Origin of the sequence: Bacillus xiamenensis (assembly GCF_001857925.1) — a bacterium.
GTDB classification, from domain to species: Bacteria; Bacillota; Bacilli; order Bacillales; family Bacillaceae; genus Bacillus; species Bacillus xiamenensis.
Map to the genome: position 1 here is coordinate 3178255 of NZ_CP017786.1, position 26558 is coordinate 3204812.

Consider the following 26558-nt stretch of genomic DNA (forward strand, 5'->3'; position numbering starts at 1 on the left):
GAATAAATATTCAATTCTACAATGGAGTTTAAATACTGGGAGGCATTATCATATGAAAAAGTGGTTATTATTACTTATGACAGCTGGTCTTGCAGCTGCACTAGCGGCGTGCGGAACTTCTTCTAATAATTCAAATGCATCAGGGGACGACAAAACACTCATCATGGCGACTTCAGCAGATTATCCGCCATTTGAATCAAAAGACGGTGATGAAATTATCGGTTTTGATGTCGACCTTGCAACAGCTCTAGCGAAAAAGAACGGCTATAAGCTGGAAATTCAAGATATGGACTTTGCGAGCCTTGTGTCAGCACTTAAAACAAACAAAGCGGATATTGTTCTTGCAGGAATGACACCTACAGAAAAGCGTAAAAAACAAGTTGATTTCTCTGATGTCTACTACAATGCTGAAAACTTAATTGTGTCAAAAAAATCTAGCGGTATTCAATCAGAGAAAGATTTAAAAGACAAAACAGTCGGCGTTCAATTAGGTTCTATCCAACAGGATGAAGCTAACGGCTTGAAAGAGAAATTTAACTTAACGGTGGAAGATCGCAATAAAATCTCAGATATCATTCAAGAGATCAAAGCTGGCCGCTTTGATGCAGCGATTATTGAAGATAAAGTGGCTGCTGGTTATTTAAAAAAGGAAAAAGACTTCCAAGCGTTTAAATTAAATAGCACAAACGAAGGGTCAGCCATTGCATTCAAAAAAAATAGCGACCTAACAGCGAAATTCAATCAATCATTAAAAGAAATGAAGGAAAATGGCGAACTTGATAAATTAATTAAAAAATGGTTTGCTGATGAAAAGTAAGTCAGGAAAAGGATCAGCGTCATGCATGAAAATCAAGTAGAAAGCGCTGAAAAGTTCAACATCTGTTGAACTTTTTTCCTGTTTATTCTTTGATTTTATCTGAAGGCAAAAAAAGGAGAATACTAATGATGGATTTTAAAGATGTAATACCTCAGATGCCCTTTATTTTAGAAGGTCTTAAAGTAACGCTTTCTATTGTCGTGGTGTCACTCTTCCTTGGTTTTATTTTGGGCATTTTATTAACCCTCTGTAAAATTAGTGTGTTTAAGCCGCTCATTTGGCTTGCAGATTTTTATACGTCAATCTTCCGAGGCACACCGCTTGTGCTTCAGCTGTTGATTATCTATTTTGGTCTTCCTCAGCTACTCGGCTTTCAAATTGATCAATACTGGGCTGCTGTAGCCGCATTCTCTTTAAACTCAGCGGCGTATGTATCAGAAATTATTCGTGCGGGCATTAATGCCATTGATAAAGGGCAAAAAGAAGCAGCCGTAGCTTTAGGTATCCCTTATGCTAAAATGATGAAGGACTTATTGCTTCCGCAAGCATTCAAAAATATTTCACCAGCACTTGTGAACGAAACGATTACACTGACAAAAGAATCAGCGATTGTCACAGTCATTGGACTGGGCGATGTCATGAGACGAGCCTATCAAGCAGGTGCCGTCACCTATAACTATCTTGAACCGCTTATTTTTGCAGGTCTCATCTATTATGTCATCGTTCTTGTTCTCACCTTTGTCGGTAAATCGGTGGAAAGGAAGTTAAAATCAAATGATTAAAATAGAGAAGCTCACAAAATCCTTTGGAAAAAATGAAGTATTAAAAGGCATTGACACCACGATTAAAGAAGGCGAAGTGGTGGCCGTCATCGGGCCGTCTGGTTCAGGGAAATCAACGTTTCTTCGCTGCATCAACCTGCTTGAAAAGCCGACTTCTGGCGTCATTACGATTCGGGATACTGAAATTACAAATCCAAAAACAAATGCTTTAAAAGTGCGCGAAAACATTGGGATGGTGTTTCAGCATTTTCACTTATTCCCGCATAAAACTGTGCTAGAAAATATTACGTATGCTCCTATGAATGTCAAGAATCAATCGAAGGAAGACAGCATCAAGCAGGCCGAGAATCTTTTGAAAAAGGTAGGACTTCTAGAGAAGAAAGATGATTACCCGAATCGTTTGTCAGGTGGTCAAAAACAGCGTGTCGCCATTGCACGTGCACTTGCGATGACTCCAGACATTATGCTCTTTGACGAACCAACGTCTGCACTTGATCCTGAAATGGTAAAGGAAGTATTAGAGGTCATGAAAGAGCTGGCTCAATCAGGGATGACGCTCGTCATCGTCACACATGAAATGGGCTTTGCAAAAGAAGTGGCAGACCGTGTGATCTTTATGGATGACGGAAAAATTGTAGAAGATGCGAATCCAGTGGAATTCTTTGAATCACCATCTTCACAGCGTGCTCAAGACTTTTTACAAAAAATATTATAAAGAAAAAGAGAAGGAGACTTAACATCTTCTTCTTTTTTTCTTTATAATGGGGAAGTAAAAAAAGCTCATCATTTCACAAAAGTGATGGAAACAAGACAGAAAAGAGTGAATCACATCATGTTTAAAATCGGCTATCGAACGCTGAAAACTGCATTAGGAACAGCTCTAGCCATTTATATTGCACAAATGCTTGGCTTGCAAAATTATTCAGCTGCCGGAATTATTACTATCCTCTGTATTCAGGTGACGAAAAAAAGGTCACTGTTAGCATCAGGTGCCCGCTTTGCAGCATGCAGTCTAGCCATCTTATTTTCTTATTTATTTTTCGATCTCATTGGTTACCACCCTTTCGTTATAGGACTTATGCTGCTCGTCTTTATTCCGACCACCGTTTTGCTTCGAATCAAAGAAGGAATTGTCACAAGCTCAGTCATTATCCTTCATTTGTATATGTCTGGAGGAATCACGCTTCAGCTCATCTGGAATGAGCTTTTACTCATTACAATTGGCGTCGGGGTAGCACTCATCATGAACCTGTATATGCCTAGCGTTGATAAAAAGCTGAAACAATACAGTGAACAGATTGAAGCCAATTTTGCGAAAATCTTTGAAGAAATCGAACAATACTTAATGACAGGGAAGCAAGACTGGACAGGAACAGAAATACCGGAAACGCATCAATTGATCAAAGAAGCGAAAGCTCTTGCATACCGTGATGTCGAAAACCATGTCCTAAGACATGAAAATCTGTATTATCATTATTTCAACATGAGACAAAAGCAATTTGAAATCATTGAGCGGGTGCTGCCGAAGATTACGTCCATTTCTGTTACAACAGAACATGGACAAATCATTGCAGAATATATCAGAGACTTACGCGAGCATATTCACCCAGGGAACACGGCACATAAGTTCTTAAGACGCCTGATTGATATGAAAGAAGAGTTTGATGCACTGCCGCTTCCGCAAACACGTGAAGAATTTGAAGCAAGAGCGGCACTATTTCATTTTCTAGGGGAAATGGAACAATATTTAGTGCTGAAAAGCTATTTTAAAGGGATGAAAGAATAGAGACGCATGAGTTCCTCCTTCATTGGTCAATCTAATGAAAAAAGGAGGAGCCTATGCGTCTTTTATTTTATACTGTGCTAACCATGTCGCTTTCGCCAATCTGGCCGCTCGGACAGAATCCGCTTCCAGGGGACCCGTTTGTCATTATTAATAAACAAACGAACGAGCTTGCTTATATTGATCATGGGAAAATTCAAAAAATATATCCAGTTTCTACAGGCAAAACAGCTGATTTAACGCCAGAAGGTGAATTTACCATTATGATCAAAGCAAAAGATCCCTACTACAGAAGAAAGAATATTGAAGGCGGTGCGAAGAACAACCCTCTCGGCCGAAGGTGGATTGGATTTGATGCACGAGGAACAGATGGCAGAACTTACGGAATTCATGGAACAAGTGACGAAACATCGATAGGGAAATTTATAACCGCAGGCTGTGTGAGACTTCATAATCAAGATGTAGAACGGTTGTTTGACCAGCTTCCAATTGGAACAAAGGTATGGATTACTAAATCAAGCGATTCATTTGAAAAGCTAGCCAAAGACAAACAGGCCATTCGTTGATCAAACGAATCACCTGCTTGTCTGTTTTATGATAGAAACCTTATAAAAAGGTTGCCGCTCCTGCTAATAGTGAAGAAATTAAAAGCAGGCTAATCATGAGCAATACCATAAATTTCATGAATTTCTGAGACATATCGCACCCCTATAACCGAAGATTTTTGCGACGAGCGCACCTTTCTTTATTTTAGCTGGTTTTTTCGTACGCGACAAGTGATCAACAAAGGAAGTGAACAGATGAATCAAATCGATCATATCGCCATTGCAGTCTTTTCGATTAAAGAAACAAGTCAAACGCTTTATCAGTTGTTTAACTGGCAATTTTCAGACATACAAGAAATTCCTGAACAAGAGATTAAGGCATCGTTTGCTTCACTTGGTGATCTGCACATTGAATTGATTGAACCGATGTCAGATCACAGCAAATTACATATTTTTTTAACAAAAAGAGGAGAGGGGCTTCACCATATTGCATTAAAATCAGGTGACATCCAGGCTGATCTCCGTCAACTTGACCAGCAAGGTGTACAGCTCCTTCAAAAAAACGCACAAATGGGTGCAAACGGAAAGCACATTGCGTTTATTTCACCAAAAGAAACGTCAGGTGCGTTAGTTGAATTATGTGAGCCTTTGAAAGGAGAGAGAGATGGAGATGCATGAATCGTTCAATGACTTGTCTAAATGGCGAGAGAAGGCCTTACAGGGCGGCGGTGAAAAACGGGCAGCGGCTCACCGGAACAAAGGAAAGCTGACTGTCCGTGAACGGCTTCATGAACTTCTTGACCGAGGCAGTTTTATGGAAATTCAGCCATTTGCAAAAGGTCAATGGTCAGAGTATGCAGGTGACGGTGTTGTTATTGGTACGGGACTAATTCATAAGAGACCCGTATGTGTCTATGCTCAAGATGCGACAGTATACGGAGGCTCGTTAGGCGACATGCATGCCAAAAAAATTGCTTCTTTAATGGATCTGGCGGCTAAAAATCAAATGCCGATTATCGGTCTAAAAGACTCAGGTGGTGCGAGAATTCAAGAGGGTGTGGTATCATTAGAAGGATACGGTCAGATTTTTAAACGTAACGTCCTGTACTCTGGTCAAATCCCGCAAATATCCGTTATTCTAGGCTCCTGTGCTGGAGGTGCAGTCTATTCTCCTGCATTGACTGATTTTGTCTTCATGACAAAGCAAACAGCCCATATGTTTTTAACTGGTCCGAAAGTCATAGAAAAAGCAACAGGAGAAACGGTCTGTCCTGACCGGCTTGGCGGTGCAAGTGTTCAGCATCAGACAAGCGGGAATGTGCACTATACGGGGAAAGATGAGAAGGACGTGTTAAAAGCAGTTCGAACTCTTTTAACGTACATACCAACGAAAGAACAGGCTGTCATTCATCGTGAGGTACGAAAGCATGATGCAAGTGATCCAGCCGAATTTTTGCCAAAGGACCCATCACGCACCTATGATGTCAAGCAAGTTGTGACAACATTAACCGATGACGACTCATTCTTTGAAACGCAGCCTTGTTTCTCGAAGAATATTGTCACTGGCTTTGCCAGATTACAAGGGGCTTCGATTGGTCTTGTTGCCAATCAGCCAAAGGTGCTGGCAGGAAGTCTTGATCTTGACGCTGCTGATAAAGCGGCCAGGTTTATTCGATTTTGCGATGCATTTCATATTCCTATTTTAACCCTTGTGGACGTTCCCGGATTTTTGCCAGGGGAGAAAGCCGAGCATGCAGGAATTATCCGCCACGGCGCGAAGCTTCTATATGCATACGCTGAGGCGACCGTTCCAAAAATCACCGTGATTTTAAGAAAGGCGTTTGGCGGGGCATATGTCGCCATGAACAGCAAGGGCTTAGGTGCTGACTTTGTTTATGCATGGCCAAAGGCAGAAATTGATGTCATGGGAAAAACGTTCGCAGACGAAATTGTTCATCATGCTTCGCGTGAGACCGGCAGCGAACCCAATGTCGTGAAGGCGGCTCAATTAGGTTTGATAGACGATATTCTAATGCCAGCTGAAACGAGAGAGCGGTTGATCCGCTCATTTGACCTGCTTCGCAGTAAACAAGAAGATAGACCATTAAAAAAGCATGGCAACATACCGCTATAAGAGGAGGAACACCATCATGATCAATGAGAAACGCTTATTAGACGAATTTTTAGAACTCGTTCAAATCGACTCAGAAACAAAACATGAAGAAAAAATTGTGGAAGTACTTAAAGAAAAATTTTCGGGACTTGGCCTTAAAGTGGTTGAAGACGATTCAAAAGCGGTAACGGGTCACGGCGCAGGCAATCTGATCTGTACACTTGAAGGAAATCAACAGGCAGATACAATCTATTTCACTTCTCATATGGATACAGTGGTTCCTGGTAACGGCGTGAATCCAATCGTTGAAGACGGCTATGTCAAAACAGATGGAACAACGATACTAGGTGCTGACGACAAAACAGGGCTTGCTGCGATGTTGGAAGCGATCCGTGTCCTAAAAGAGAAGAATTTACCGCATGGGACAATTGAATTTGTCATCACAGCAGGTGAGGAATCAGGACTTGTTGGAGCAAAAGCGTTAGACCCGAAATGGATGACAGCGAAATACGGCTATGCCCTCGATTCAGATGGCAAGGTCGGTACAATTATCGTAGCTGCGCCCACACAGGCGAAAGTACGGGCAACCATTTACGGAAAAACAGCTCACGCAGGTGTAGCACCTGAAAAAGGCGTGTCTGCGATTACCATTGCAGCAAAAGCGATTGCCAGCATGCCGCTTGGCCGTATTGATGACGAAACAACGGCGAATATTGGCCGTTTTGAAGGTGGAACGCAAACGAATATTGTTTGCGATCAAGTAGATATTCTTGCCGAAGCACGCTCTTTAGAACCTGCAAAAATGGAAGCGCAAGTAGCGAAGATGAAAGAAGCCTTTGAAAAAACCGCTAAAGAAATGGGCGGAAGTGCCGATGTACAAATTGACATCATGTATCCAGGCTTCAAATTCTCTCACGGCGATCAAGTCGTTGAAGTGGCGAAAAAAGCGGCTGCAAAAATTGGCCGGCCTTCAGAGCTACAGACAAGCGGGGGAGGCAGTGATGCAAACGTTATTGCTGGGAACGGCATCCCAACCGTCAATCTAGCTGTTGGATATGAAGATATTCATACAAAAAATGAGAAGATGCCGATTGAAGAATTAGTCAAGACAGCTGAAATGGTTCTCGCCATTATCGAAGAAACGACAAATCCATCGTAAAGGCAGGAGACTCTGTGAGCACGCAAAAAATCATTATTTTCCAAGTAGGACAAGAGGATTTTGGCATTAGTGTAGAGCATATTCGTTCGATTGAGAAGGTGCCTTATTTACAAGAAGTATCGAACCTTCCAAAAGAGATTAAAGGACTGATGTCTTTAAGAGGAGAAGTCATTCCAGTCAGTGACACAGGCGTCATGCTTCACGGAAAACCTCTTGATGTAACCGATCAGTCCAAGATTTTACTTTTTGAATTAGATGATCAAATGATTGGCTGCCTTGTCTCAGATGCAAAAGATATCATTGATATCGAGCTAAGCGAGATCAAGCCATTTCATATGAACACAAAAGCATCTGAATATTTCTTCGGCGTCGTTGAGAGAGAAGGCAAGATGATTTTACAAGTGGACCCAAGTAAGTTTCTTGGGAAAATTGAGGATCTCGATCAATTGCATGAGCGAATGAAAGAAGAATTGGCATAAAGAAAAGCCCCTTATCAAATGGATAAGGGGCTCCAGCGTGTAGACAAACCCTCGCATTCTTTGTCAGTCCTGCGTGCCGGTGCTCACGAATGTCAAATTCGCTCCGCTCCGGTACTCGTCCTTCCTAGACTGCAAAGGTTTTCAGTTCACGCTGAAAAGAAGACAAAAGGCTAAAATAAAGGTCATTTTAGCCCTTTGTCAACAATCTGAAGCCCCTTATCAAATGGATAAGGGGTTCATTTTTTATTCAGCAGCTGGGTTGACTGGATCGTTTGCCGCAGCTTTTGTTTTTGATTTTTGGTACATGACATTTAAGATAATTGTTTGAATGGTGAGTAAAAGTCCACTCGTCATCCAGTATAAAGGAAGAGCAGCGGGTGCATTGATTGAGAGAAATAGCATCATGATGGGGAAAATCATGCCCATTAATTTCGCTTGCTTCAGCGCAGCCTCTGTTTGCGTGCCTGATTGTTTTGCGTATTTTTGCGTGACATAAAATTGCAAGAAATACATAGCGCCGGCAAAGATCGCTACTAAAAGGTCAGTTTGTCCCAGACTAAACCATAAAAACGAATGCGTGGCAATCTCAGGTGTTGATCGGATAGCTGAGTAAAAGCCAAGAACAATTGGAATTTGAATCAGCATCGGCAGACAGCCCATCGCTAGCGGGTTCACATTGTTGTCTTTATATAATTTCATCATGTCCATTTGCAGCTCTTTTTGTTTTTCAGGTTCTTTCGTTTTCTTCAATTTGCTTTGTATTTGGTCAATTTGTGGTTTGATCAGTGCCATTTTCTCTTGCATGACTCTTTGTTTTTTAAATTGGTTTGCAAAAAGCGGGAAAATGAGCAAGCGCACAATAAATGTCACGAACATAATGGATAAACCATAATCATCATGAAAGAAGTTTGCAAGCCAAATGATCAACTCAGAAAAAGGCTGGACAAAATAATGATGGAAAAACCCATCAGAGCTCGTATTCGTTTGTGCACTTGCAGCAAATGCAGGTGACGCTACCATCATCAAAAATAAAGTCGTACAAATAGTCAATAAACGTTTCAATTCATTTCCTCCTCAATAATAAAATCTAATAAGAGAGAGGAAGCGAATGGTCTTCATCATCATTTGATGATCTTTTCATTCGAATGACTTTACTAATCCAAGTTGTAATGCGATCATATATGATAAACAGAAAGTCTGTTCGATTCAAGCAAGATGCGTTCAACTCTTCCAAACGATGTCCGCCAAGGTGCTCGTTCATTCGGCAGTCTTTTAATAAGAAAGCAATGCCGATGGCCGTCAGCGCTGGAAGAATAATCGTAAAGAATTCAACAAGGAAAAAGACTTCATTGAATGTATCAATAATCATGATTATCACATCCATTTCATTATTCACAGTGTACTATACACCATATGAAATGTCTAATGGAACTAGCAGGTCAAATGACGATGAAGTGATGAAGATGAAACAGATGAAGGAGGTAAGCAAATGGCTGATTCTCAAAGGAAAAGGCGGATCATTTTCCATATTGATATGAATAGTTTTTATGCATCGGTTGAAATGGCATATGATCCTTCTTTGAGAGGGAAACCTTTAGCCATTAGCGGAAATGCCAAAGAGCGTAAAGGAATTGTTGTGACTTGCAGCTACGAGGCAAGAGCACTAGGGGTGAAGCCGCCGATGCCATTATGGGAAGCGAAGCGGCTTTGTCCAGAACTGATTGTGCGCACACCAAACTTTGACCGCTACCGCAGCTCCTCACAAGAAATGTTTACGATACTGAGAGAATATAGTGATTTAGTCGAACCCGTTTCGATTGATGAAGGCTATATTGATTTAACCGACACACCCTATGCTGAGCATGCGGTGAAAACCGCTCATGATATCCAAACGAGGCTCGTAGAAGAGCTCATGCTTCCTTCAAGTATCGGCATTGCGCCGAATAAATTTTTGGCGAAAATGGCGTCGAACTGGAAAAAGCCAATGGGGATTACGATTTTGCGTAAACGAGATGTCCCGCAGATGCTCTGGCCTCTATCAGCAGGTGAAATGCACGGAGTTGGTCAAAAAACAGCAGATAAATTAAAAACAATTGGCATTCATACGATTGAAGATTTAGCAAAAGCGAATGAGTATGAGCTGAAAGAATTGTTAGGCATCAATGGACCAAGGCTAAAGCAAAAGGCGAACGGAGAGCATGACGGCATTGTTGATCCAGAAAGGATATACGAATTTAAATCTGTCGGCAATTCTTCCACCCTTCCTCACGATTCAGATGATACAGATGAGCTTGTCACATTAATTGATCGACTGTCACAATCGGTGAGTGCAAGATTACGAAGAAAGGAAGTGATGGCGAACCGGCTGCTCATTATGATTCGGTATGCAAGCTGGAAAAATATCACACGGAGCGTCATGCTTACGAATCCAACTGATCGAAAGGAAGACCTTTTTGAGGCAGCAAAGCAGTTATTCCTTAAGCACTGGAATGATCAGCCGGTGAGGCTCTTAGGTGTTACGGGGACAGATCTTGTGGAGCGAAAATCGGCCGTCAAGCAGCTTGATTTATTCTCCTATACAGAAGATGCAAAAGAAGAGCCGCTGCAATCCATTTTAGACGGCTTCAAAGAAAAATACGGAAAACCATTGATTCAAAGAGGGATGACCGTGAAGGAAAAAGAGAGCAAAACAAGCGGTACAAGTTTTAATAAAGATTTTTTTCAGGACGAAAGAGGAAATGACTAGCCTGAAAACTTGATAAAAGAGGTGGTGTTGTGGTAATTTCAAAGGGTACATCATTTCAGCAGTAATCAATATAGTGTGTTAGAAGGGACGTCAGAATTATGTCAAAACAACAAATCGGTGTGATTGGACTAGCCGTTATGGGGAAAAACCTTGCCCTTAATATCGAAAGCCGCGGGTTCTCTGTGTCTGTTTATAACAGATCTAGCAACAAAACAGAAGAGTTTCTTCAAGAATCACAAGGGAAAAACGTTGTAGGCACATACAGCATTGAAGAATTTGTTCAGTCGCTTGAAACGCCTCGTAAAATTCTGTTAATGGTAAAAGCTGGTGCAGCAACAGATGCAACCATTCAATCATTACTTCCTCACCTAGAGAAAGGTGACATTTTAATTGATGGTGGAAATACATATTACAAGGATACACAAAGACGTAATCAAGAGCTTGCAGAAAGTGGTATTCACTTCATTGGAACGGGTGTTTCTGGCGGTGAAGAAGGCGCACTGAAAGGCCCATCTATCATGCCAGGCGGTCAAAAAGAAGCACATGAGCTAGTGAAACCAATCTTAGAAGCAATCTCTGCGAAAGTAGATGGCGAGCCTTGTACAACGTACATCGGACCAGATGGAGCAGGACATTATGTCAAAATGGTTCATAACGGTATCGAGTACGGAGACATGCAATTGATCTCTGAGTCATATTTTATCCTAAAGCATGTCGCTGGATTATCAGCAGGGGAGCTTCACGAAGTATTCTCAGAGTGGAATAAAGGGGAGCTTGACAGCTACTTAATCGAAATTACAGCTGACATTTTCACAAAAGTGGATGAAGAAACGAACCAGCCGCTAGTGGATGTCATCTTAGATAAAGCTGGACAAAAAGGAACTGGAAAATGGACAAGCCAAAGCTCACTTGATTTAGGTGTCCCGCTTCCAATCATTACAGAGTCAGTTTTTGCGCGCTTTATTTCTGCGATGAAAGATGAGCGTGTTGAAGCAAGCAAATTGATTCAAGGCCCTGAGCCGACTCAATCAACTGAAGATAAACAAGCAATAATCGAAGCAGTTAGAAAAGCACTATTCATGAGTAAAATCTGTTCTTATGCACAAGGTTTTGCACAAATGAAAGCAGCGTCTGATGAATATAACTGGGATTTAAAATACGGTGAAATTGCCATGATCTTCCGCGGTGGATGTATCATTCGTGCAGCCTTCCTGCAGCAAATCAAAGAAGCATATGACCGTAACCCTGAACTGAAAAACCTATTGCTTGATCCTTACTTCAAGGATATCGTAGAAAGCTATCAATCATCACTACGTAAAGTCATTTCACTTGCAGTAGAACAAGGTGTTCCTGTTCCTTCATTCTCAAGTGCACTTGCTTACTTTGATAGCTATCGTACAGCTGTCCTTCCAGCCAACTTAATTCAAGCACAGCGTGACTACTTCGGCGCACATACGTATGAGCGCACAGATAAAGAAGGCGTATTCCACACTGAATGGATGAAATAAGAATAAAGCAGCAAAAAACCTTACCTCTGGTAAGGTTTTTTGTGTTTGCATATTTTCGGCTAAAAATGCGAAAAAGAGGGATGCTATGTAAAAAAGAATGAAAGTAGGGATAGAAGTGGGCATTTTATATGCACTTCTCCCAGCGATATTTTGGGGAAGTATTGTTCTCATCAGTGTCAAACTTGGCGGGAATGCGTATCAGCAAACACTTGGCATTACCCTCGGCGCCTTTTTGTTTTCAATTGGGGCCTATGTGATCAAAATGCCAGAGCTGTCACCGCTTATTTTTGCGGTTTCAGTGATTTCTGGGATCTTCTGGAGTATTGGACAAATGAATCAGCTCTCAAGTGTCGCCTTTCTTGGAGTGTCTAAGGCTGTCCCTTTATCAACGGGGATGCAGCTTGTGAGTACGACATTATTTGGTGTCATGGTCTTTAAAGAATGGCAAACCATGACAGTCATACTTATTGGTTCTTGCGCCATTTTATTGATCATTGCTGGCGTTGTCATGACATCCCTTGGTCAAAAAAAGAGCGGCGGGAACAGTGGCGGCAATTTTAAAAAAGGGATCATTATTTTGCTCATCTCAACCGTTGGCTACGTCGGATATGTCGTCATTTTAAGATGGTTTCATATTGATGGCTGGTCCGCTCTCGTTCCGCAATCTGTCGGCATGCTGCTTTCATCCTTGGCCATAAGTCTAAAACAAGACCCGTTTAGTAAATATACGTTCAGAAATATTCTTGCTGGTTTTGTTTGGTCGACAGGAAATCTAGGGCTTCTTTTGGCCATTCCGCTCATTGGTGTAGCCGTAAGCTTTTCTATGTCTCAAACAGGAATTGTTATCTCCACATTGGGCGGTATTTACTTATTAAAAGAGAAAGCATCTAAAACAAGCTTTGTGATTGCTGGCTGCTTGATGATCATTGCAGGCGGTGTGCTGCTAGGCTTTACAAAATAGGAGGTTAATCAAATGTACCCAGATTTAGAAGGAAAAACAGTTCTCATCACTGGCGCAGGGACAGGGATAGGTCAGGCGATGGCGCGCCGATTTGGACAAGAAAAGGCCAACGTGGTGATCAATTACTTTTCTGATAAAGAAAATCCGGACGAGACGATAGCTGACATTCAAAAAAATGGTGGTCATGCTGTCAAAATTCAAGGGGATGTATCAAAAGAAGAGGATATGCGAGCGATGATTGATAAAGCTGTCGCTACATACGGCAGTCTTGATGTCATGATCAATAATGCAGGAATTGAAAATGAGGTTCCCTCAACTGAAATGACATTAGATAATTGGAACAAAGTCATATCCACCAATTTAACAGGCATGTTTCTAGGCTGCCGTGATGCATTGAAGTATATGACAGAACACGGGATCGAAGGATCGATCATTAATATGTCGTCGGTTCATCAGCAAATCCCATGGCCTCATTTTGTCCATTATGCAGCAAGCAAAGGAGGCGCTAAGCTTTTGACCGAAACGCTGGCATTAGAATATGCCCCTAAAAAAATCCGTGTAAACAGCATTGCCCCAGGAGCAATTGACACCCCGATCAATGCCGAGAAATTTGCTGATCCAGAACAGAAAAAGGGCGTCATCGAACTGATTCCAATCGGCTATATCGGCAAGCCAGAAGAAGTCGCAGCATGTGCCGTCTGGCTTGCGTCACAAGAGGCTAGCTATGTCACAGGATTGACGCTATATGTAGACGGCGGTATGACAAAGTACCCTGGGTTCCAGGCAGGAAAAGGATAAATACTGCATTTGATGATAACCATTTGGTTGTTAAAATAATGCCAAATCATGATCTAGCAATCAAAACGGCAGCATATTACGTTTTACCTAGCCCGCCTCTGTTCTCCAGTCGGCGTTAAACGTCTAATCAGTTTAAGGGATGAAGGGGCAGCTTACGAATGTGACGAGTCATTAGCACTCATTTTTCACAAAGTTCTCAAAGACTGTCTCGTAAATATTTATGAGTGTTTGAACAAAACAAAAAATAAAAGAGGTCTCATTCGTATGTGAATGAGATTTCTTTTATTTTTATAAAGTTGGTTACATTTCAAAATAAAATACAAACATATAAAATTAAATGTCTAGACATTTAAAAATAAAAATATATAATATTAATTGGAAGCGCTTTTATTACAACAATGGGGTGAGAGAAATGAAACGTATTTTATTAGCATGCAGTTCAGGCATGTCTACGAGTTTACTAGTCACAAAGATGAAAGCCCATGCTGAATCTATTGGCGAGGAAGCAGAGATTTGGGCGGTCGGACAAGACAAAGCGAGAAAAGAGATGGCACATGCGGATGTTGTGTTAATTGGACCGCAAATGAGCTTTTTAAAAGGGGATCTTCAAAAAGAAGCTCAAAAGTACGGGATTCAAGTAGAGGTCATTGATATGCAGGCTTATGGGCTTGCAGATGGACAAAAAGCGTATGAACAAGCGGTTTCATTGATGGGAGAATCTTAAAGAATGGAAAAGAAGACGCTAGAAGGACTCACGTGGGAACAAGTCAGTTTTCAATTGATCTTACACAGCGGCAATGCTCGGAACAAATTGCTTCAATCTCTTAAACAATTTCGAGAAGGTCAAGAAAAGGAAGCGTTTGATTTCATGAAAGAAGCAGAAGACGACTTGCGAAATGCACACGATATCCATTTTCAAATGGTGCAGCAGGAGGCAAAAGGAGAAACCACTCCATTTTCCTTGCTGCTCATGCACGCTGAAGATCACTTCATGTCCACGCTGACGATCAAGGAGCTTGTGGGAGAGCTCCTGCCGATATTTCAATCGCTAAAACAATAAAGGGTGTAAACAAGGGGGGAAACCAATGTTTGATAAAATAAGTGCCATTTTGGTACCGATTGCCGGGAGATTGAACAATAATCGCTATTTAGGTGTATTACGGGATGCTTTTATGCTTGCATTCCCATTAACGATTTTTGGTTCCATTATGGTTGTGTTAATGAATTTGCCATTTTTAAATAAAATCATGAGTCAAACTGCACTGGAAGGATTCCAGTCTGCACTGAATATCGCACCAAGTGCGACCATCAGTATTATGACCGTGTTTGTTGTATTTGGAATTGGCTACTATTTATCGAAAAGCTATGAAGTGGAAGCCGTATTTGGCGGCGTGATCGCTCTCGCTTCTTTCTTATTGCTGACGCCATTTTTGCTCGAACAAGAGGGTGCGGCGTCTATAGCGGGCGTCATCCCAGTCGATCGTCTAGGGGCAAAGGGGATGTTCCTCGGCATGATTACAGGCTTTTTATCAGCAGAAATTTACCGTTATTTTGTGAAAAAGAAATTTGTGATCAATATGCCGCAAGGGGTCCCGCCAGCTGTTTCAAAGTCTTTTGCTGCACTGATTCCGGCTACCCTGACTCTAACAGCCTTTTTACTCATCAATATCATCATTACACAAGGCTTTCACACAAATATGCATGACCTTATTTACCATGCAGTTCAGGCACCGCTTGTCGGACTTGGAAGCGGTATCATTCCGACGTTAATTGCGGTTTTCTTTATACAAATTCTTTGGTTCTTTGGATTGCACGGTCAAATTATTATCAACTCTGTGATGGACCCAATTTGGAACACGCTGTCCATTCAAAACCTTGAAAGCTATACAAAAACGGGCGAGGTTCCAAACATCATCAGCAAACAGTTTATTGAGGTCTATACGGTTGGAATGGGCGGAACCGGTATGACGCTTGCCGTTGTGTTTGCGATTTTAATTTTCCTAAAAAGTAAGCAATTAAAACAAGTGGCAAAGCTCGGCTTAGGACCAGGATTGTTTAACGTCAATGAACCGATTATTTTCGGTTTACCGATTGTGATGAACCCGCTTATTCTCATTCCATGGATTTTGGCACCCATGGTCATTACATGTGTTTCTTATTTTGCGATGGCCGCAGGCATTGTGCCGCCGCCGACAGGCGTGAACATCCCATGGACGGTGCCGATCTTTATTAGCGGCATCATGGCAACAAATTCATTAGCGGGCGGTCTGCTTCAGCTGTTTAATTTAATGATTGTGTTTGTTATTTGGTTCCCGTTCCTGACATTTATTGACCGCATGAATGTGAAAAATGAAAAAATAGCAACGACAGAAAAAACGAAACAAACAAACATCAAAGGTGAAGGGGACTCAATACATGTCGATGGACACTAACAGACAATCATATACATTTCCAAAAGATTTCTGGTGGGGATCTTCTGCCTCTGCCACGCAAACAGAGGGCAGTTATCCGGGAGATGGAAAGGGACCGAACATTTGGGATCACTGGTTTGAAAAAGAGCCGACTCGTTTTTTTAATGGCGTCGGTCCAGACGTGACCTCTCAATTTTATCGTAAATACAAAGAGGATATCCGGCTTATGAAGGAGATTGGGCATAATTCATTTCGTCTATCCATTTCATGGTCACGCCTTTTACCCAAGGGAAAAGGGGAAGTCAATGAAGAAGCTGTGGCTTTTTATAATGATGTGATCAATGAACTAATAGCGAGTGACATCGAACCGTTTGTGAACCTGTACCATTTTGATATGCCAATGGCGCTGCAGGAGACGGGTGGATGGGTAAACAGACAGGTCGTAGACGACTATGTCAGCTATGCGGTGTTGTGCTTTCAGTTATTTGGCGACCGGGTGAAAAAATGGTTTACCCATAACGAGCCGATTGTCCCTGTAGAGGGCGGATATATGTATAGCTTCCATTATCCAAACGAAGTCGATTTCCAAAAGGCAGTGCAAGTTGGTTTTCATGAGATTTTATCAAATGCTAAGGCCATTGCGGCTTATAAAGAGCTGCAACAGGACGGGAAAATCGGTATCATCTTAAATCTCACTCCTTCATATCCGCGAAGCGAGAATCCTCGGGATGTAGAAGCAGCTGAGATGGCGGATGCTTTCTTTAATCGTTCCTTCCTAGATCCTGCTGTTAAAGGGCACTTTCCTGAAAAGCTGGTGGAAGTGTTAAAGAAAGAAGGATTTATGCCGGTGATAGAAGATGGAGACCTTGAGCTCATCCAAGAGAACACGATTGACCTGCTCGGTATCAACTATTATCAGCCAAGAAGAGTGAAAGCAAAGGAACATATGCCGCATCCTCAAGCACCATTTATGCCAAACCATTATTTTGATCCCTTTGAAATGCCGGGAAGAAAAATGAATGTGTATCGAGGCTGGGAAATCTATGAAAAGGGCATTTACGATATATTGAAAAAAGTTCAAACAGACTATAAGAATATCGAATGCTTTATTTCTGAAAATGGAATGGGTGTTGAAGGAGAAGAACGGTTTAAAGATGAACAAGGAATGATTCATGACGATTACCGCATTGACTTTATTTCTGAGCATCTGAAATGGGTGCATCGAGCCATCCAAGAAGGCAGCAATGTGAAAGGCTATCATCTGTGGACGTTTATGGATAATTGGTCATGGACAAATGCGTATAAAAATCGTTATGGATTTGTCTCAGTCAATCTTGAAGAAGACGGGAAACGCACCATTAAAAAAAGTGGATACTGGTTTCAATCTGTTTCAGAGAATAATGGCTTTTAATCAAAATACTTGCTCTTTCCTTGAAAAGGGCAAGTATTTTTCTTATGTGATGGTGCAGGGATTGACACTAAAATGGCTGGAACCTTTTAAGCTCACTAGGCTTAGTGTAGAATGAGGGGAAAGGCTGGAAAGCGCTATAATATGATATGAAAAAACAAGTCAGTTGGTGGTGTGAGATGACAAAATACGAACTCATTTCAGAAGAAATTAGAAAACGAATAGGAACAGCATATTATCCAGAAGATCAACCCATTCCAGATGAAAACTCGCTTGCCGCTGAGTTTCAATGCAGCAGAATGACGATGAAGCGTGCGCTCGATCTTCTCGTAGCAGAAGGTCTGCTCTTTAGAAAAAGAGGTCATGGCACATTTATTGTGAAGGCAGCGCTAAACAAAAGGGCCATCAATGTATCAGGTCATGAAAATAGAGGGTTCACGAAAGTCATGGCAGATAAAAACGTGACGAGCCAAATCATTCGCTTTGATGTGCATTTTCCAAGTGAAGAGGTGGCAGCTCATCTCTCAATTGACTCAAGCGCACCCGTTTATGACATTGTCCGTCTCCGCCTTGTGGAAGAAGAGCCTTATGTATTAGAAAAGACTTTTATGCCCGTAAATGTCATTAAGGGAATAGATGAAAAGGTTCTATTAGGTTCAATATATAGCTACATTTCAAACACACTGCATCTAAAAGTAGCTGGAGCGCACAAGAAAATTAGAGCGGCTAAATCAGATCAGCTAGATCAGCAGTATTTAGGCTGTGACCAAGCTGATCCAGTGCTTGAAGTCGAGCAGGTGGCTTACTTAAACACGGGCCGGCCGTTTGAATACTCCTTTAGCCATCATCGCTATGATAAGTTTGAATTTTCAACTGTGGAAATTACGAAAACAGGACTTTAAAAAAGAGCAGCCCCCCTTGGGAGACTGCTCTTTTTTCATCTTGATTTTATATATTCCACCAATGATACCCGTCTTTTTCTAGCAGCTCATCTGCTTCTTTCGGTCCCATAGAACCAGCAGGATAATTTGGTTTTAACGTTTTCGTTTCTGCCCATTTCTCAGAAATCGGATCAACAAAGTTCCAAGAAAGTGCCACTTCATCCCAGTGCGCAAAGTTTGTTGCATCACCGAGCAAGCAGTCATGAATCAGCTTTTCGTATGCTTCTGGTGTATTCATGATGTCGTTGTAATTTGTTTGGTAGTCGAGTTTAATCGGTTTAGCATATGTTCCGCCATCAAGCTTGCGCGCATTCAGGTGAAGGGTAATACCTTCATCCGGCTGAATGTGAATGACGAGTAAGTTTGGATGCATGGAATTCCCGTTTCCGTAGTACAGGTTCATCGGAATGTCTTTAAATTGAACCACGATTTGAGTGGATTTCTTTTCTAGACGTTTTCCTGTCCGAATGTAAAATGGTACGCCGGCCCATCTAAAGTTATCGATGAGAAGTTTCCCTGCAACGAATGTTTCTGTGTTAGAGTTTGGGTCCACATTTTGCTCTTCAAGATAGGAAGGAACCATATGGCCATCAATCGTTCCAGCATCATACTGTCCGCGGACAAAGAATTGATCGACCTCATCTTTAGAGAAAGGACGAAGGGCGCGCAATGCTTTCCGTTTTTCGCTTCGAATTTCCTCTGTATTGAGCTTAATTGGCGGCTCCATGGCTAAAAGTGCGACCATTTGAAGCATATGGTTTTGAACCATGTCTCTAAGTGCGCCAGAGCTTTCATAATATCTAGCCCGGTCTTCAACACCTAACGATTCACTAGATGTAATTTGAATGTTTGAAATATAGCGGTTTGTCCAAAGTGGTTCAAAGATCGCATTCGCAAAGCGGATGACCTCAATGTTTTGCACCATTTGTTTACCTAGATAGTGGTCAATCCGATAAATTTGATCTTCTGTAAATGCACCACGAATCTCTTCATTTAATGTTTTGGCACTAGGCAGATCATGTCCAAATGGTTTTTCGATCACAAGTCGTGACCAGCCGGTCGTTTCTGATACGCCCTCACTTTTTAAGAACTTCGCAATCGTTCCGAAGAATTCCGGTGCCATAGCTAAATAGAACATCCGGTTATTTGGGATACTGTATGTATCTTCAAGTCCGGAAAGAAGCGTGTTGAGTGCTTGATAGGAAGCAGGGCTTGAGACGTCAAAGTCATGGTAATAGAAATGAGAAATGAATTCCTCTGCTTTTGCTTCTGCATCGTCAGAAGAGACAGATTCTTTTACCACAGCTCTGAGATCCTCGTGAGACCACGGGCGGCGCCCAACACCTACAACGGCGAATTGATCTCCAAGCTTTCCGCTATGATAAAGTCTATGTATAGAAGGGTAGAGCTTGCGCTTTGCAAGGTCTCCTGTTGCGCCAAAGATGACAATGACTGCTTTTGGATAATTAGTTTCTGTATTCACGAAAAGTACCTCACTTTATTCGTAGCATTGTTGTAAAAACCAAGAATGTATGTACATTTTCTTTATTTTAAAGGTTCATTGTACGTAAAGCAAACATTTGATTCGACTTTTTCTGCTCAAGTTTGTCTTTTTTTAAAAATTCAGCTGAATTCACATTTACCTTGTCTTCATGTATTCTATATGAATGAAGACATTGTATACCGGCTGTAGGAGGAAATCGTAATGGAACTGCTCTTTTTAGGAACAGGTGCAGGCATTCCTGCAAAAACAAGAAACGTCACTTGCACAGCGCTGAAGCTTTTAGAAGAGAGAAAAGCAGTGTGGCTTTTTGATTGCGGAGAAGCGACGCAGCATCAAATATTACATACAACGATCAAGCCAAGAAAAATTGAGAAAATCTTTATCACGCATATGCACGGTGATCATGTATATGGTCTCCCGGGTCTGCTTGGCAGCAGGTCCTTTCAAGGCGGAGAGGATGAATTGACGATATATGGTCCAAGAGGCATCAAAGCCTTTGTAAATGCGGCACTTTCAGCGACACAAACGCATTTGACCTATCCACTGCATATCATTGAAATAGATGAAGGGATCGTATTTGAAGATGATACCTTTCAAGTAGAAGCTAAAAGGGTGTCTCACGGAGTCCCAGCCTACGGTTATCGGGTCGTGGAAAAAGATGTACCTGGTGCACTAAAAGCCGAAGACCTAAAAAAAATCGGTGTAAAACCTGGACCTTTGTATCAGAAGTTAAAAAACGGGGAAACCGTTACACTCGAAGATGGAAGAAGAATTGATGGAACCGATTATTTGGAACCCCCTAAAAAAGGGAGGATTGTTGCATTTTCAGGAGATACACGTTTGTGCGAGAATATAACAAGGCTTGCCAAGAATGCGGATGTGTTAGTCCATGAAGCAACATTTAGTAAAGAAGATGCAGAACTAGCCTATCATTATTATCACAGCACGACAGAACAAGCAGCGAAAACAGCGCAGGAAGCAGGCGTCAAAAAACTCATTTTGACCCATATTAGTGCACGGTACCAAGGGGAAGAGTCACTGAAGCAATTACTGAAAGAAGCCCGCGATATATTCCCGCTGACTGAAGCTGCGCATGATTTCTCTTCTTTTCCTATAGACCGCACCCTGTAAAAATTGGATGAATCGTCAGAAATAGTTGTGTGATTTTTTTGATTTTTATGATGACGCTCTTTTTCAGGTAGTGGTAAAATGGTGAAGAAAAAACAAATGACGAATAACACTATGAAGAATACGGGAGGCACAATCAAAGATGAGCGGTTTTACAGCATTAAGTGAAGCAGAATTAAATGACCTATATGCAGCACGACAAAAAGAGTATGAAACGTACAAAAGTAAAAACTTACACTTAGACATGTCTAGAGGGAAGCCTTCACCAAAACAGCTCGATTTATCTATGGGCATGCTCGATGTCGTGACATCAAAGGATGTGATGACAGCTGAGGATGGTACAGATGTGCGAAACTATGGCGGCTTGACAGGCCTTCCTGAAACGAAGGAATTTTTTGCAAGTGTGCTCAATCTGAAGCCGGAACAAATCATTATTGGCGGTAATTCAAGTCTAAATATGATGCATGATACGATTGCCCGTGCGATGACTCACGGCGTATATGGCAGTAAAACACCTTGGGGAAAACTTCCAAAGGTGAAATTCCTTGCCCCAAGCCCAGGGTATGATCGTCATTTTGCCATTTGTGAGCATTTTAACATAGAGATGATAACGGTAGATATGAAGGCTGATGGACCTGACATGGATCAGGTGGAAAAATTGGCCGCAGAAGATGAAGCCATCAAAGGCATTTGGTGTGTACCAAAATATAGCAACCCTGACGGCATTACGTACTCAGATGAAGTTGTTGACCGCCTTGCTTCAATGAAAACAAAAGCAGACGACTTCCGTATCTTTTGGGATGATGCCTATGCAGTCCATCATCTAACAGATACACCTGATACGTTAAAAGATATTTTTCAAGCAGTAGAACAAGCAGGACATCCAAACCGTGTGTTTATGTTTGCCTCTACTTCTAAAATTACATTCCCAGGCTCAGGTGTGGCACTCATGGCGTCTAGTCAAGACAATGTCAGCTTCACTCAAAAGCAATTAGCCGTACAAACCATCGGGCCAGATAAATTGAATCAAATAAGACACCTACGTTTCTTCCAAAATCCAGAGGGATTGAAGGAACATATGAAAAAGCATGCAGCGATCATTAAGCCGAAGTTTGACCTCGTTCTTTCGATCCTTGATGAAAAGCTTGGCGGAAAGGGTATCGCTGAATGGCACAAGCCAAATGGCGGCTATTTCATTAGCTTAAACACACTCGATCATTGCGCAAAAGCTGTTGTGCAAAAAGCAAAAGAAGCAGGTGTGACACTGACAGGTGCAGGGGCGACATTTCCATATGGAAAAGATCCGCTTGATCGTAATATCCGTATTGCGCCAACGTTCCCAACACTTGAAGAACTAGAACAAGCGATTGACATCTTTACGTTATGTGTTCAGCTTGTCAGCATTGAAAAGCTGCTTTCTGAAAAGAGTCAATCTGCGCCAACGGCATAAAAACAAAACTCCTTGACGGATGTCCATCAAGGAGTTTTTGCTTTTAATTGGCTGTTTGATAATAGGAGACGGGCTGTTTTGCTGCGCACCATACATCATAAATCGCAAGCTGCACGATATGTGGTTCATCATGATGAATATAGTGCGAGCTGTTCTGCGCCTGAATCCATCCGCTTTGGGATGACAAAGTGAGCATTTGTTTATGAAGCCTGAGCCAAGCTTCATGCGCTGGATGAAGCAGCCGGCTTTTGCCTGATGAAATGACAAGAAGCGGCATCATGCCATAATGCGTTTGCTCCTTCTTGATCGTACTTAGCATTTGCTGAAAATCCTCATGTGTACACTCTGCTGTGAACTGTGCCATATACGAAGTGCGTTCTTCTTTTGATAAAAGCGGCAGGATGACCTGCTCTTGATCTTCACTTGCCGGGTCTAACAGCACCATACCGATCACATCTTCACTTCTGCGGCTTGCCCATAAGCGGCTGACGAGAGAACCGAATGAGTGCGCCACAATAAGAAAGGGCGGCTGAATATTGGCTTGTTTTAAAAGCGCATCTAAATCATCCGCAAGGTCATGCAGCGTTCTTCCTTCATGGCTTTTACTGCTGTTCCCATTTCCTAAACGGTCGTATAAGAAAACCCCAAGCTCTGGATCAATATCACGGGCAATATTTGTCCAGGTATCGCCAGAAATTCCGTAGCCTGCTTCAAAGATAATGGTCGCTTGCCTTTTGCCTTGACGATGCTTCGTATAAAAGTGATGTCCATTTATATGATAAGTTTTTTCAATCATTGCAGAGTTCATTCTTCCATCTCCTCTAAGTGATTCTTTAGCTAAAAGACGGCACAAAAGGCAAAGATGTTTCTCTTAAAAACAAAAAAGATGCCTATTTCAAAAAATAGACACTTTTTTTTAGAGCGGTTACCAAGCGCGATCGTATTGTCGCGGAGCTTCAATGGATGTACGCAGCTGTTTAGCGGCTGTTTTTGGGAAATACGGATCCCGTAAAAATTCTCTGCCGATAAAGATCAAGTCAGCACGCTGATTTTGCAAAATTTCTTCTGCCTGTATACCAGATGTGATCAAACCGACAGCAGCTGTTTGAATACCCGCACCTTCTTTTATTTTCTCTGCAAAAGGTACTTGGTAGCCGGGGAATATTTTCATATCAGCCGGCACCACAGCGCCTGAGCTGACATCAATTAAGTCAACACCCTGTTCTTTCAGCCATGCGGCAATGCCAATATAATCAGCAATATCGAGTCCTTTTGTTGAGTAATCAGAAGCGGATACACGGACAAATAAAGGCCCTTCCCATACTTCATTGACCGCATCAATGACTTCTCTTAAGAAGCGATAACGGTTTTCTGGTGAGCCGCCGTACTCATCTGTCCGCTGATTTGCAAGCGGTGAAAGAAATTCGTTAATCAAATAGCCATGCGCACCATGAATCTCAATGATGTCAAATCCAGCTTTTTTTGCTCGGACAGCTGCATGTTGAAACGCCTGAACCGTGTCTTTGATTTGATCGACAGACATCTGCACAGGTGTTTTCGACTGTTCATCAAACGGAATGCTGGAGGGGGCAAGAATGTCACCTTCCAGCTCCGCCTTACGCCCCGCATGGGCTAGCTGAATGGCTGTTTTGGTTCCATATGCTTGGATTTGTTCGTTTAAGGAGGCAAATCCTTCAATGTGCTCATCACTCCATATCCCGAGGTCTTGATCACTAATTCTTCCTTCAGGAGAAACAGCACTTGCCTCAACCATGATTAGACCAGCCTGACCCTGCGCGCGGGAAATATAATGTGCAAAGTGGAAAGGCTGTAATTTCCCATCCCTGTCATAGGATGAATACATACACATCGGTGACATCACAATGCGGTTTTTGAGTGTGACACCTTTTAATGTCCAAGGTGAAAAGAGTTTTGTTTCCAATTACCTTCGCCTCCTCATAGAATGGTATAGCCGATTATAACAACCATTCAAACATTCGTCATAAAAGGTGCTCAAACCATATAGCTTTTCTACACGTTTTTGTATAATGGAGGATAAGATCAAGGACATCAAAGGGGGAAAACGGATGAAATGGCAAACAGAGAGTGAACTAAAGGAGCTGCTCACAGCTCTTATGCAATATGAAAGCATATCTGGTACAACGGGAGAAGTCGCGTTAGCGGAATATGTATATTACTTGCTGAGGGAGCGTCCGTATTTTGAGCAGCATCCTGACCATTTGGCTTTGCATCCGATGAAAGACGGCCGGTATTATTTAACGGCTCTTGTCAAACGCAGTACGCTGCCACGTACCGTACTTTTGCTCAGTCACTTTGATGTAGTCGATACTGAGGATTACGGAGAATTTCAAAATATGGCGTGTAAGCCCGAAGAGTTAATGGCATCCTTTTCTCAAAAAAGTGCGCTTCTTCCAAAGAGAGCAAGAGAGGATTTGGCTTCAGGTGACTGGCTGTTTGGAAGAGGGTCTATGGATATGAAAGCAGGTTTGACCGTGCAGCTTTCTATGCTGGAAAGAGCGATGACGGAGAGATTTGAAGGAAATGTCCTTCTCGTGACAGTTCCAGATGAAGAGGTGAACTCACAGGGAATGCTCGAGGCTGTCCCAAAGCTAAAAGAGCTCAAGGAGAAGTACGATCTTGATTATACCGCGTGTTTAAACAGCGAGCCGATGTTTGAAAAGTATCCAGGAGATACGCACCAATATATTTATACAGGCAGTATAGGGAAGGTGCTTGCCGGATTTTTTTGTAAAGGAATTGAAACGCATGTAGGAGAGCCTTTCTCAGGCTTAAACGCGAATTTTATGGTGTCTGAACTCAACCGTTTGTTAGAACTGAATAGTGATTATTGTGAGGAAGTAGATGGTGAAGTGACGCCGCCTCCCACCAATTTGATGCAAAAGGATTTGAAAGAAGCCTATTCCGTTCAAACGCCTCACACGGCTGTTTCTCTATTTAATGTGCTTATGATGAAACGCTCAAGTGAAGAGCTCCACGGGCTTCTCTATGAAACTGCGAAACAAGCAGCCATGCAAATTGAGGCCAATCTGAAACAGAAAACGGCTGCATTTCAGCGCTTCAAACACTTTACACCCATTGACACGAACATCACGGTTCTTACATATCATGAGCTGTATCAAAAAGCCGCTGAACGATCAGGCACGCAGGAAGTCGAGCGTATTGTCAACTATGCATTCGCCAACCGGGGTGAGCTCGGAGATCGTGATTTCTCAACCAAAATCGTATCAGAGCTGACGACTCTTTGTAAGGAAGAGGGGCCGCTCATTGTTCTATTTTATAGTCCGCCATTTTATCCTTCAGTGTCTTCAACAGATGATCAGCATATTCAGATGACCTTAAAGAAGATTCAAAGGGAGGCAAAAGAGGTCTATGGACTTGAAGTAGAAGAAGTGAAATATTTCCCCGGATTGTCTGATTTAAGCTACTTGCAGCTTGAAAAACAGGATGTAGCCGATTATACGGTCAACATGCCGCTTTACCAAAAAGGCTACTCGTTACCGCAAGGAGAAAAGGAGGCACTTTACGTTCCGGTCATCAACGTTGGTCCATTAGGAAAGGACCCGCACAAATGGACAGAACGTCTGCATATCCCGTTCTCTTTCGGCGTTTTGCCGTCGCTCTTAGAATCAACGATTCATGCGTTATTAGAGAAAGAGTAAGCATATGTGGCAAAAAGTCCTATCGTGATGATAGGGCTTTTTGTTGTGAACATTTAGTCTATTTTTTCTTCATTATGCCAGAAGTTATATATGAAAACGGTGATGTGAAACGATAGAACTAACAAAAATAGTTAAAATGATTGAAATATTCAGAAAAGTATATTATAATCAATTATGTAATTTAGTTACAATTACCCTAATTATAAGGAGGTGATTTAAATGAAACGTAACGAATGGATTGCGATCTAAAAAATGAACGAATACTTACAAAACAGTGTACACCGCAGAGAAGCGAATGTTTTAGCTTCTCTGTGAATCTGTATA

27 protein-coding genes are annotated in these 26558 nt (G+C 42.0%); 21 read left to right on the forward strand and 6 right to left on the reverse strand.

Annotation, left to right across the window (positions count from 1 at the left end; genetic code table 11):
• The first annotated feature begins 52 nt into the window (after positions 1-52).
• The 5 genes from BK049_RS16235 to BK049_RS16255 all read left to right on the forward strand — a co-directional run bounded on the left by BK049_RS16235 (position 53) and on the right by BK049_RS16255 (position 3948).
• Positions 53-817 carry a transporter substrate-binding domain-containing protein gene (locus BK049_RS16235; RefSeq protein WP_071168962.1) on the forward strand — a complete coding sequence of 255 codons (765 nt, stop codon included), beginning with the start codon at positions 53-55 and terminating at the stop codon, positions 815-817.
• Positions 818-945: 128 nt separating this feature from the next.
• Entirely contained in the window at positions 946-1599 is a 654-nt protein-coding gene (artQ, locus tag BK049_RS16240; RefSeq protein ID WP_008358556.1) for an arginine ABC transporter permease ArtQ, read from the forward strand.
• Positions 1592-2314 carry an arginine ABC transporter ATP-binding protein ArtM gene (artM, locus tag BK049_RS16245; RefSeq protein ID WP_008358554.1) on the forward strand — a complete coding sequence of 241 codons (723 nt, stop codon included), beginning with the start codon at positions 1592-1594 and terminating at the stop codon, positions 2312-2314. The genes artQ and artM overlap by 8 nt, the downstream gene beginning before the upstream one ends.
• 117 nt (positions 2315-2431) lie before the next feature.
• The gene (locus BK049_RS16250; protein WP_071169247.1) at positions 2432-3385 is read left to right on the forward strand and encodes an aromatic acid exporter family protein; all 954 of its coding nucleotides are present in this window, start codon (positions 2432-2434) and stop codon (positions 3383-3385) included.
• Positions 3386-3438: 53 nt separating this feature from the next.
• A complete protein-coding gene (locus tag BK049_RS16255; protein ID WP_008358551.1) occupies positions 3439-3948 on the forward strand; it encodes a L,D-transpeptidase in 510 nt (169 codons plus the stop codon).
• Between the two features lie 40 nt (positions 3949-3988).
• On the opposite strand, the gene prli42 is transcribed toward BK049_RS16255, so the two are convergent.
• Positions 3989-4081, reverse strand: coding sequence for a stressosome-associated protein Prli42 (prli42, locus tag BK049_RS19605; RefSeq protein WP_149865350.1), 93 nt, complete (start codon positions 4079-4081; stop codon positions 3989-3991).
• A gap of 101 nt (positions 4082-4182) precedes the next feature.
• Here prli42 and mce point away from each other — a divergent pair, with 101 nt between their 5' ends.
• The 4 genes from mce to BK049_RS16275 are packed head-to-tail and all read left to right on the forward strand — an operon-like array spanning position 4183 to position 7678.
• Entirely contained in the window at positions 4183-4605 is a 423-nt protein-coding gene (gene mce, locus BK049_RS16260) for a methylmalonyl-CoA epimerase (RefSeq protein ID WP_071168963.1), read from the forward strand.
• On the forward strand, positions 4592-6061 hold the full coding sequence (locus BK049_RS16265; protein WP_071168964.1) for an acyl-CoA carboxylase subunit beta: 1470 nt from the start codon (positions 4592-4594) through the stop codon (positions 6059-6061). Before mce ends, BK049_RS16265 begins: the two co-directional genes overlap by 14 nt.
• Positions 6062-6077: 16 nt before the next feature.
• Positions 6078-7199, forward strand: coding sequence for a M20/M25/M40 family metallo-hydrolase (locus tag BK049_RS16270; RefSeq protein ID WP_008358547.1), 1122 nt, complete (start codon positions 6078-6080; stop codon positions 7197-7199).
• A gap of 14 nt (positions 7200-7213) precedes the next feature.
• Positions 7214-7678 carry a chemotaxis protein CheW gene (locus BK049_RS16275; RefSeq protein WP_008358544.1) on the forward strand — a complete coding sequence of 155 codons (465 nt, stop codon included), beginning with the start codon at positions 7214-7216 and terminating at the stop codon, positions 7676-7678.
• 243 nt (positions 7679-7921) lie between these two features.
• Here BK049_RS16275 and BK049_RS16280 read toward each other — a convergent pair whose 3' ends face one another.
• Together BK049_RS16280 and BK049_RS16285 are read right to left on the reverse strand one after the other, a co-directional pair.
• On the reverse strand, positions 7922-8740 hold the full coding sequence (locus BK049_RS16280) for a membrane protein insertase YidC (RefSeq protein ID WP_071168965.1): 819 nt from the start codon (positions 8738-8740) through the stop codon (positions 7922-7924).
• Positions 8741-8765: 25 nt separating this feature from the next.
• Entirely contained in the window at positions 8766-9047 is a 282-nt protein-coding gene (locus BK049_RS16285) for a hypothetical protein (RefSeq protein ID WP_008358810.1), read from the reverse strand.
• A 120-nt stretch (positions 9048-9167) separates the two neighbouring features.
• Between BK049_RS16285 and BK049_RS16290 the strand changes: the two genes are divergently transcribed.
• The 9 genes from BK049_RS16290 to BK049_RS16330 all read left to right on the forward strand — a co-directional run bounded on the left by BK049_RS16290 (position 9168) and on the right by BK049_RS16330 (position 18412).
• On the forward strand, positions 9168-10424 hold the full coding sequence (locus BK049_RS16290; protein WP_071168966.1) for a DNA polymerase IV: 1257 nt from the start codon (positions 9168-9170) through the stop codon (positions 10422-10424).
• A 98-nt stretch (positions 10425-10522) separates the two neighbouring features.
• Complete coding sequence (gene gndA, locus BK049_RS16295) at positions 10523-11932, forward strand: NADP-dependent phosphogluconate dehydrogenase (RefSeq protein ID WP_008358805.1); 1410 nt, start codon at positions 10523-10525, stop codon at positions 11930-11932.
• 115 nt (positions 11933-12047) lie between these two features.
• Positions 12048-12893, forward strand: coding sequence for a GRP family sugar transporter (locus BK049_RS16300; RefSeq protein ID WP_071169248.1), 846 nt, complete (start codon positions 12048-12050; stop codon positions 12891-12893).
• A gap of 12 nt (positions 12894-12905) precedes the next feature.
• Entirely contained in the window at positions 12906-13691 is a 786-nt protein-coding gene (locus BK049_RS16305) for a glucose 1-dehydrogenase (protein WP_008358800.1), read from the forward strand.
• A gap of 412 nt (positions 13692-14103) precedes the next feature.
• The gene (locus tag BK049_RS16310) at positions 14104-14415 is read left to right on the forward strand and encodes a PTS sugar transporter subunit IIB (RefSeq protein WP_008358799.1); all 312 of its coding nucleotides are present in this window, start codon (positions 14104-14106) and stop codon (positions 14413-14415) included.
• A gap of 3 nt (positions 14416-14418) precedes the next feature.
• Positions 14419-14751: a PTS sugar transporter subunit IIA gene (locus BK049_RS16315; RefSeq protein WP_071168967.1), complete on the forward strand. Its 333-nt coding sequence runs from the start codon at positions 14419-14421 to the stop codon at positions 14749-14751.
• Between the two features lie 25 nt (positions 14752-14776).
• Positions 14777-16123 carry a PTS cellobiose transporter subunit IIC gene (celB, locus tag BK049_RS16320; protein ID WP_008358795.1) on the forward strand — a complete coding sequence of 449 codons (1347 nt, stop codon included), beginning with the start codon at positions 14777-14779 and terminating at the stop codon, positions 16121-16123.
• Positions 16107-17513, forward strand: a complete 1407-nt coding sequence (locus BK049_RS16325; RefSeq protein ID WP_071168968.1) for a glycoside hydrolase family 1 protein — start codon at positions 16107-16109, stop codon at positions 17511-17513. The genes celB and BK049_RS16325 overlap by 17 nt, the downstream gene beginning before the upstream one ends.
• 176 nt (positions 17514-17689) lie before the next feature.
• Positions 17690-18412: a GntR family transcriptional regulator gene (locus BK049_RS16330; protein WP_008358792.1), complete on the forward strand. Its 723-nt coding sequence runs from the start codon at positions 17690-17692 to the stop codon at positions 18410-18412.
• Between the two features lie 46 nt (positions 18413-18458).
• Here BK049_RS16330 and zwf read toward each other — a convergent pair whose 3' ends face one another.
• The gene (gene zwf / locus BK049_RS16335) at positions 18459-19934 is read right to left on the reverse strand and encodes a glucose-6-phosphate dehydrogenase (protein ID WP_008358790.1); all 1476 of its coding nucleotides are present in this window, start codon (positions 19932-19934) and stop codon (positions 18459-18461) included.
• Positions 19935-20156: 222 nt separating this feature from the next.
• On the opposite strand from zwf, the gene rnz reads away from it, so the two are divergent.
• Positions 20157-21086, forward strand: coding sequence for a ribonuclease Z (gene rnz, locus BK049_RS16340; RefSeq protein ID WP_071168969.1), 930 nt, complete (start codon positions 20157-20159; stop codon positions 21084-21086).
• A 139-nt stretch (positions 21087-21225) separates the two neighbouring features.
• Positions 21226-22533: an aspartate aminotransferase type Ic gene (locus BK049_RS16345; RefSeq protein WP_071168970.1), complete on the forward strand. Its 1308-nt coding sequence runs from the start codon at positions 21226-21228 to the stop codon at positions 22531-22533.
• Positions 22534-22576: 43 nt separating this feature from the next.
• Here the strand turns inward: BK049_RS16345 and BK049_RS16350 are convergent, their stop codons facing one another.
• On the reverse strand, positions 22577-23341 hold the full coding sequence (locus BK049_RS16350) for an alpha/beta fold hydrolase (RefSeq protein WP_071168971.1): 765 nt from the start codon (positions 23339-23341) through the stop codon (positions 22577-22579).
• Between the two features lie 117 nt (positions 23342-23458).
• Positions 23459-24475: an NADPH dehydrogenase NamA gene (gene namA, locus BK049_RS16355; RefSeq protein WP_008358782.1), complete on the reverse strand. Its 1017-nt coding sequence runs from the start codon at positions 24473-24475 to the stop codon at positions 23459-23461.
• 145 nt (positions 24476-24620) lie between these two features.
• Here namA and BK049_RS16360 point away from each other — a divergent pair, with 145 nt between their 5' ends.
• Entirely contained in the window at positions 24621-26234 is a 1614-nt protein-coding gene (locus BK049_RS16360) for a M20/M25/M40 family metallo-hydrolase (RefSeq protein WP_008358781.1), read from the forward strand.
• Positions 26235-26558: the final 324 nt, after the last annotated feature.

Bases quoted from the DNA above. Each gene is read 5' to 3' on its own strand.
- BK049_RS16235 (WP_071168962.1), top strand. From the start codon at position 53: ATGAAAAAGTGGTTATTATTACTTATGACAGCTGGTCTTGCAGCTGCA.
- artQ (WP_008358556.1), top strand. From the start codon at position 946: ATGGATTTTAAAGATGTAATACCTCAGATGCCCTTTATTTTAGAAGGT.
- artM (WP_008358554.1), top strand. From the start codon at position 1,592: ATGATTAAAATAGAGAAGCTCACAAAATCCTTTGGAAAAAATGAAGTA.
- BK049_RS16250 (WP_071169247.1), top strand. From the start codon at position 2,432: ATGTTTAAAATCGGCTATCGAACGCTGAAAACTGCATTAGGAACAGCT.
- BK049_RS16255 (WP_008358551.1), top strand. From the start codon at position 3,439: ATGCGTCTTTTATTTTATACTGTGCTAACCATGTCGCTTTCGCCAATC.
- prli42 (WP_149865350.1), bottom strand. From the start codon at position 4,081: ATGTCTCAGAAATTCATGAAATTTATGGTATTGCTCATGATTAGCCTG.
- mce (WP_071168963.1), top strand. From the start codon at position 4,183: ATGAATCAAATCGATCATATCGCCATTGCAGTCTTTTCGATTAAAGAA.
- BK049_RS16265 (WP_071168964.1), top strand. From the start codon at position 4,592: ATGGAGATGCATGAATCGTTCAATGACTTGTCTAAATGGCGAGAGAAG.
- BK049_RS16270 (WP_008358547.1), top strand. From the start codon at position 6,078: ATGATCAATGAGAAACGCTTATTAGACGAATTTTTAGAACTCGTTCAA.
- BK049_RS16285 (WP_008358810.1), bottom strand. From the start codon at position 9,047: ATGATTATTGATACATTCAATGAAGTCTTTTTCCTTGTTGAATTCTTT.
- BK049_RS16290 (WP_071168966.1), top strand. From the start codon at position 9,168: ATGGCTGATTCTCAAAGGAAAAGGCGGATCATTTTCCATATTGATATG.
- gndA (WP_008358805.1), top strand. From the start codon at position 10,523: ATGTCAAAACAACAAATCGGTGTGATTGGACTAGCCGTTATGGGGAAA.
- BK049_RS16305 (WP_008358800.1), top strand. From the start codon at position 12,906: ATGTACCCAGATTTAGAAGGAAAAACAGTTCTCATCACTGGCGCAGGG.
- BK049_RS16310 (WP_008358799.1), top strand. From the start codon at position 14,104: ATGAAACGTATTTTATTAGCATGCAGTTCAGGCATGTCTACGAGTTTA.
- BK049_RS16315 (WP_071168967.1), top strand. From the start codon at position 14,419: ATGGAAAAGAAGACGCTAGAAGGACTCACGTGGGAACAAGTCAGTTTT.
- celB (WP_008358795.1), top strand. From the start codon at position 14,777: ATGTTTGATAAAATAAGTGCCATTTTGGTACCGATTGCCGGGAGATTG.
- BK049_RS16325 (WP_071168968.1), top strand. From the start codon at position 16,107: ATGTCGATGGACACTAACAGACAATCATATACATTTCCAAAAGATTTC.
- BK049_RS16330 (WP_008358792.1), top strand. From the start codon at position 17,690: ATGACAAAATACGAACTCATTTCAGAAGAAATTAGAAAACGAATAGGA.
- rnz (WP_071168969.1), top strand. From the start codon at position 20,157: ATGGAACTGCTCTTTTTAGGAACAGGTGCAGGCATTCCTGCAAAAACA.
- BK049_RS16345 (WP_071168970.1), top strand. From the start codon at position 21,226: ATGAGCGGTTTTACAGCATTAAGTGAAGCAGAATTAAATGACCTATAT.
- BK049_RS16350 (WP_071168971.1), bottom strand. From the start codon at position 23,341: ATGAACTCTGCAATGATTGAAAAAACTTATCATATAAATGGACATCAC.
- BK049_RS16360 (WP_008358781.1), top strand. From the start codon at position 24,621: ATGAAATGGCAAACAGAGAGTGAACTAAAGGAGCTGCTCACAGCTCTT.